This window comes from Nonomuraea aridisoli (assembly GCF_003236395.1).
Classification (GTDB): domain Bacteria; phylum Actinomycetota; class Actinomycetes; order Streptosporangiales; family Streptosporangiaceae; genus Nonomuraea; species Nonomuraea aridisoli.
Genome location: NZ_POUD01000389.1, coordinates 1 through 6,799, shown reverse-complemented (window position 1 = coordinate 6,799; position 6,799 = coordinate 1). Strand labels below are relative to the sequence as shown.

The 6,799-nt window shown below is 75.2% G+C and carries 4 protein-coding genes and 1 riboswitch; of the genes, 1 reads left to right on the top strand and 3 read right to left on the bottom strand.

From position 1 onward, the window contains the following. Nucleotides 1-82 precede the first annotated feature (82 nt). Nucleotides 83-286, top strand: a riboswitch (cobalamin riboswitch). Nucleotides 287-317: 31 nt separating this feature from the next. Then, nucleotides 318-4,016, top strand: coding sequence for a cobaltochelatase subunit CobN (gene cobN, locus C1J01_RS44910; RefSeq protein ID WP_111185121.1), 3,699 nt, complete (start codon nucleotides 318-320; stop codon nucleotides 4,014-4,016). Here cobN and C1J01_RS44905 read toward each other — a convergent pair. From C1J01_RS44905 to C1J01_RS44895, 3 genes are all read right to left on the bottom strand, one after another. Continuing rightward, on the bottom strand, nucleotides 3,971-5,308 hold the full coding sequence (locus C1J01_RS44905) for a cobyrinic acid a,c-diamide synthase CobB (protein WP_111185120.1): 1,338 nt from the start codon (nucleotides 5,306-5,308) through the stop codon (nucleotides 3,971-3,973). The two genes, cobN and C1J01_RS44905, sit on opposite strands and share 46 nt — an antisense overlap. Continuing rightward, nucleotides 5,302-5,904: a cob(I)yrinic acid a,c-diamide adenosyltransferase gene (gene cobO / locus C1J01_RS44900; RefSeq protein WP_111185119.1), complete on the bottom strand. Its 603-nt coding sequence runs from the start codon at nucleotides 5,902-5,904 to the stop codon at nucleotides 5,302-5,304. Before cobO ends, C1J01_RS44905 begins: the two co-directional genes overlap by 7 nt. Before the next feature lie 2 nt (nucleotides 5,905-5,906). Beyond that, the coding region (locus C1J01_RS44895) for a vWA domain-containing protein (RefSeq protein ID WP_146615966.1) at nucleotides 5,907-6,799 on the bottom strand (893 nt) is incomplete at its 5' end.

The following is a 6,799-nucleotide window of genomic DNA, read 5'->3' as shown; positions in this document are numbered from 1 at the left end:
GGGTGGGCCGGGGTGCGCCTGGAGCGGTTCCGGGCGCGGTTGGCCGGAAAAGTCGGCTATGGGCACGAGGAGGATGGTAACGCCACTTCTGCGAAGTGGCGGTTCTGCCGTAGGCTCCTGGTAGACGATGGCAAAGGGAGGAAGCCGGTGCGAAACCGGCGCGGTCCCGCCACTGTGACCGGGGAGCGACCCCCACCACAAGGCCACTGCCCGGCGACGGGCGGGAAGGCCGGGGTGAGCGTTGATCCGGGAGCCAGGAGACTCCTGCCGTCGCGACACCCGCGACCGGGGCGAGGACCCCGAGGGAGGATTGCGCCGTGCCTGGCGACAGCCGTACCGTCCTGCTGCTCTCCACCTCCGACACCGACCTGCTGAGCGCGCGCGCCGGCGGCGCGGCCTACCGCCTGGGCAACCCCGCCCGGCTCGCCCCTGACGACCTGCCCGGCCTGCTGGAGGGCGTCGACCTCGTCGTGGTACGGCTCCTCGGCGGCCGGCGCGCCTGGGAGGAGGGCCTCGACGCGCTGCTGGCCGGGCCGCGCCCGGTCGTGGTGCTGGGCGGCGAGCAGGCCCCGGACGCCGAGCTGATGGAGCTGTCCACCGTCGCCGGCGGCGTGTGCGCCGAGGCGCACGCCTACCTGGCGCACGGCGGCCCGGACAACCTGACCGAGCTGCACGCGTTCCTGTCGGACACGGTGCTGCTGACCGGGCATGGGTTCGCGCCGCCAACCCCCGCGCCGTCGTGGGGCCGGCTGGAGCGCCAGGCCCGGTCCACGCGGGGGCCGGTGATCGGCGTGCTCTACTACCGCGCGCACCACATGGCGGGCAACACCGCGTTCGTCGAGACGCTCTGCGCGGCGATCGAGGACGCGGGCGGGCAGGCGCTGCCGGTCTTCTGCTCGTCCCTGCGCACGGCCGACCCCGAGCTGATCGAGACCCTGCGCACGGCCGACGCGCTGGTCGTGACCGTGCTGGCGGCGGGCGGCGCGCGTCCGGCCACGGCGGGCGCGGGCGGCGACGACGAGGCGTGGGACGTCGGCGCGCTGGCCGCGCTGGACGTGCCGATCCTCCAGGGCCTGTGCCTGACCACCTCCCGGCAGGCGTGGGAGGAGAACGACGACGGCCTGTCCCCGCTGGACGCGGCCTCGCAGGTGGCGATCCCCGAGTTCGACGGGCGGATCATCACCGTGCCGTTCTCGTTCAAGGAGGTCGACCGCGACGGGCTCACCGTCTACGTCGCCGACCCCGAGCGGGCCGCCCGGGTGGCCGGCATCGCGGTACGCCACGGGCTGCTCCGCCACACCCCGCCCGCGGAACGGCGGCTGGTGGTGATGTTGTCGGCGTACCCGACCAAGCACTCCCGGATCGGCAACGCCGTCGGCCTGGACACCCCCGTGAGCGTCGTCCGGCTGCTCGCCCGGCTCGCCGAGGCCGGGTACGACCTGGGCGAGGGCTTCCCCGGCGTGGGCGAGCAGGACGGCGACGCGCTGATCCACGCCCTGATCGCCGCCGGCGGCCAGGACCCCGACTGGCTCACCGAGGAGGCCCTGGCCGCCAACCCGGTACGCGTCTCCGCCGCCTCCTACGAGCGCTGGTACCGCACGCTGCCCGAGGAGCTGCGGGCCGGGATGGAACGGCACTGGGGGCCGCCCCCGGGCGAGCTGTTCGTGCACGAGGGCGACATCGTGCTGGCGGCGCTGCGGGCCGGGAACGTCGTGGTGATGGTGCAGCCGCCGCGCGGCTTCGGCGACAACCCGATCGCGATCTACCACGACCCCGACCTGCCGCCCAGCCACCACTACCTGGCTGCCTACCGCTGGCTGTCGGACGAGTTCGGCGCGCACGCGATGGTGCACGTCGGCAAGCACGGCAACCTGGAGTGGCTGCCGGGCAAGTCGGCCGGCCTGTCGGCCGCCTGCGGGCCCGACGCGGCCATCGGGGACCTGCCGCTGGTCTACCCGTTCCTGGTGAACGACCCGGGGGAGGGCACCCAGGCCAAGCGGCGGGCGCACGCCGTGCTGGTGGACCACCTGGTGCCGCCGATGGCGCGGGCGGAGTCGTACGGCGACATCGCGCGGCTGGAGCAGCTGCTGGACGAGCACGCCACGATCGCCGCGATGGACCCGGCCAAGCTGCCCGCGATCCGGGCGCAGATCTGGACGCTGATCCAGGCCGCCCGGCTCGACCACGACCTGGGGCTGGCGGACCGGCCGCACGACAGCGAGTTCGACGACTTCCTGCTGCACGTGGACGGGTGGCTGTGCGAGGTGAAGGACGCGCAGATCCGCGACGGCCTGCACGTCCTCGGCCAGGCGCCGTCCGGGGCGGCACGGGTGGACCTGGTGCTCGCGATGTTGCGGGCCCGGCAGATGTGGGCGGGCCGCGAGACGCTGCCCGGCCTGCGCGAGGCCCTCGGCCTGTCCGAGGACGGCACGGCGGGTCTCGGCGCCGTGGACCGGGCGGAGGCGACGGCCCGCGCCCTGGTGGAGGCCATGGAGGAACGCGGCTGGTCCCCGGAGGCCGCGCCAGAGGTCGCCCACACCATCCTGACCGCCATCCCGCACGCCGCCGCCTCCGAAGCGGACGCCTCTGCGACCGTCGGTCCCGGAACCGTCCCGGAGACGGAAGCCTCCGGGAGCGACGCCGGGTCGCGGGTGGTGGGGCTGGTGGCGCGCATCCTGGAGTTCGCGGCGACCGAGATGGTGCCGCGCCTGGCGCGTACCACCGACGAGATCGACCACGTGCTGCACGCGCTGGACGGCGGCTACGTCCCCGCCGGGCCGAGCGGCTCCCCGCTGCGCGGGCTGGTCAACGTGCTCCCGACCGGGCGGAACTTCTACTCCGTCGATCCCCGCGCGGTCCCCAGCCGCCTGGCCTGGGAGACCGGCCAGGCGATGGCCGAGTCGCTCCTGGAGCGCTACCGGACGGACACCGGCGAGTGGCCGCGCTCGGTCGGCCTGTCCGTCTGGGGCACCAGCGCCATGCGCACGGCGGGCGACGACGTGGCCGAGGTGCTGGCCCTGCTCGGCATCCGTCCCGAATGGGACGAGGCCTCCCGCCGCGTGACCGCCCTGGAGCCGATCCCGCTCGCCGAGCTCGGCCGTCCGAGGATCGACGTCACCGTCCGCATCAGCGGCTTCTTCCGGGACGCCTTCCCGCACGTGGTCGCCATGCTCGACGACGCCGTACGCCTGGCCGCCGGCCTGGACGAGCCCGACACGGACAACTACGTCAGAGCCCACGTCCAGGCCCACGTCCGGGCCGCCGGCGGCGACGAGCGGCAGGCCACCATGCGCATCTTCGGCTCCGCGCCGGGCGCGTACGGCGCCGGGATCCTGCCGCTGATCGACAGCCGCAACTGGCGCGACGACGCCGACCTGGCCGAGGTGTACGCGGTGTGGGGCGGCTACGCCTACGGCCGCGACCTCGACGGCGTCGCCGCCCGCCCGCAGATGGAGGACGCCTACCGCCGCATCGCCGTGGCGGCGAAGAACGTCGACACCCGCGAGCACGACATCGCCGACTCCGACGACTACTTCCAGTACCACGGCGGCATGATCGCCACCGTCCGCGCGCTCACCGGCCGGGCGCCGGCCGCGTACGTCGGCGACAGCACCCGCCCCGACGCCGTGCGCACCCGCAGCCTGTCGGAGGAGACCTCACGCGTCTTCCGCGCCCGCGTGGTCAACCCGCGCTGGCTCGCCGCGATGCGCAGGCACGGCTACAAGGGCGCCTTCGAGCTCGCCGCCACCGTCGACTACCTGTTCGGCTACGACGCCACCACCGGGGTGGTCGCCGACTGGATGTACGACAAGCTCGCCGAGACGTACGTGCTGGACCCGGAGAACCGGGCGTTCATGGCCGAATCGAACCCCTGGGCCCTGCACGGCATCGCCGAACGCCTCCTGGAGGCCGCCGAGCGCCGCATGTGGGAGCACCCCGACCCCGACGTCCTGCGCGGCCTCCAGGAGATCTACCTCAAGACCGAGGGCGACCTGGAGGACGACACCAGCCGCTGAGCGAGCTCCGGCCGCCCGGCCCAGTGCAGATGCAGGTACGACGCGGTCACCTGTGCGTCGCCGTACCCGTCGGCGCCGCCGTCCCAGCGGAACAGCGGCGCCCCCTCGTACGCGACGGCGGTGCGGTGGAACTCGTGCCCCCGGTACCGCTCGCCGGCCCTCGTCAGCGGCGAGTCCCGGAGGGCGACGGCCTCCCGGTAGCCGAGCGTCAGCCGGTCCGTCATGCGCGCGACGCCGGGCACCCGCCCGCACATGCGCCGCCCGTCGAGCTCCGCGCACAGGTAGAGCAGCCCGGCGCACTCGGCGGCGATCGGCCCCCGAAAGGCCGCCACTTGGGCCCGCAACGGCTCGTTGGCCGCCAGCTCGGCCGCGTACACCTCGGGGAAGCCGCCGCCGACGACCAGCGCGGCCGTCCCCTCGGGCAGCCGTTCGTCGCGGAGCGGGTCGAACACGGCGACCTGCGCACCCGCCGCCCGCAGCAGCTCGGCGTGCTCGGCGTACCCGAACGTGAACGCCGCCCCGCCGGCGACGGCCACCACGGGCCCGGCCTTCCCCTGACCGCCGAGGGCCCGCGCCGGGTCCCAGGGCACGGCGGGCAACGGTGGCGCCGAGCGGGCCAGGCGTACCAGCGCTTCGAGGTCGCAGGAGCGGGCCACCAGCGCGGCCAGCCGGTCCACCGCGGCCACAGCCTCGGGCTCGCGCTCGGCCGCGGGCACCAGCCCCAGGTGCCGCGACGGCGCCGAGACGGCGTCGTCCCGGCGGATCGCGCCGAGCACCGGCATCCCGGCCTCCGCCAGCGCGGCCCGGCAGAGCTGCTCGTGGCGGTCCGAGCCGACCCGGTTCAGCACCACCCCGCCCACCCGCACGCGCGGGTCGAAGGTGGCGAAGCCGTGCGCCACCGCCGCGACCGACCGGCTCTGCCGCGCCGCGTCCACGACGAGCACCACGGGGGCGTCCAGCAGCCGCGCCACATGCGCGGTGGAGGCGAAGTCCGTGTCCCCCTTGCCGTCGAACATCCCCATCACGCCCTCGACCACGGCGACGTCGCACCCGGCGGCCCCGTGCAGGAACAGCGGCGCCACCAGCTCCTCGCCGGTGAGCCACGGGTCCAGGTTCCGGCCGGGACGCCCGGCGGCCAGCGCGTGGTATCCGGGGTCGATGTAGTCGGGGCCCACCTTGTGCGGCGAGACCCGCAGCCCCCGCGCCCGCAGCGCCGCCATCAGCCCCGTCGCCACCGTCGTCTTGCCGCTGCCGGACGCGGGCGCGGCGACCACGAGCCGCGGAACTACCACTCGATGCCCTTCTGGCCCTTCTGCCCGGCGTCCATGGGATGGCGTACCTTGCCCATCTCCGTCACCAGATCCGCGGCCTCGATCAGCCGCTCGGGCGCGTTCCTGCCGGTGATCACCACGTGCTGGTTGCCCGGCCGGGACGTGAGGGTCGCGAGCACGTCGTCCAGGTCCAGCCACCCCCACTTGAGCGGGTACGTGAACTCGTCCAGCACGTAGAACCGGTACGTCGCGGCCGCCAGGTCCCGCTTGATCTGCTCCCAGCCCTCCCGGGCGTCGGCCGCGTGGTCCTCCTCGGTGCCGGGCCGCTGGATCCACGACCAGCCCTCGCCCATCTTGTGCCAGGTCACCGGGCCGCCCTCGCCCGTCCCGCCGAGCACCTTCAGCGCCCGCTCCTCGCCGATGCGCCACTTGGCCGACTTGACGAACTGGAACACCCCGATCGGCCAGCCCTGGTTCCAGGCGCGCAGTGCCATCCCGAACGCGGCCGTCGACTTGCCCTTCCCCGGGCCGGTGTGCACGATCAGCAGCGGCTTCGTGCGGCGCTGACGCGTGGTGAGGCCGTCGTCCGGTACGACGGCGGGCTTCCCCTGCGGCATGATCAGACCGCCTTTCGATAGGTACGTACTCCGGAGCCGCCGGAGTCCGGGGCTCCCGAGCTCGTTCGGCTTCTGCGGTCGTTCCGGTGGTCGCGGACGATCGTGCTCAGGTCGGCGCCGTGGCCCGCGCGGGCGTCCAGGGAGTCGAGCGGCACCAGCCGCGCGCCCAGCCGGGCCGCCAGCCGGACCGCCAGGCCCAGCCGCACGGGGCCGCGCTCGCAGTCGACCACCACGCTCGCCGTCCCCGCGAGCAGGGCGGCGGCCTGGTCGACGTCGCCGCCCGCCGTGGCGCGGCCGTCCGTCACCAGCACCACCAGCGGTCGCCTGGCCGGGTCGCGCAGCCGCTCCACGCGCAACACCTCCGCCGCGCGCACCAACCCGGCCGCGAGCGGCGTACGCCCTCCGGTCGGCAGCGAGCGCAGCCGGGCCGCGCCCGCCTCCACCGACGAGGTAGGCGGCAGCGCCACCTCGGCGCCAGAGCCCCGGAAGGTGACCAGGCCGACCTTGTCGCGCCGCTGGTAGGCGTCGAGCAGCAGGCTCAGCACCGCCGTCTTCACCGCGCTCATCCGCCGGCGGGCCGCCATCGAGCCGCTGGCGTCCACCACGAACAGCACCAGGTTTCCCTCCCGGCCCTCGCGCACGACCTCCCGCAGGTCGTCCTGGCGCAGCACCAGGCCGGGGCCGGTACGCCCGCGCGCCGCCTGGTGCGGCGCCGCCGCCAGCACCGTGGCGGTCAGGTGCAGGTCGCGTACGCGGCCGCCGGGGCGGCGGGCTCCGGTCGCGCGGCCGTGCGCGGTCCGCGACCGCGACCGCCGCCCTGTCGCCCCCTCGCCGACGCCGGGCACCTCCAGCAACGGCACCCGGTACGGCACCGCGACCGCCGCCACCTCCCCGT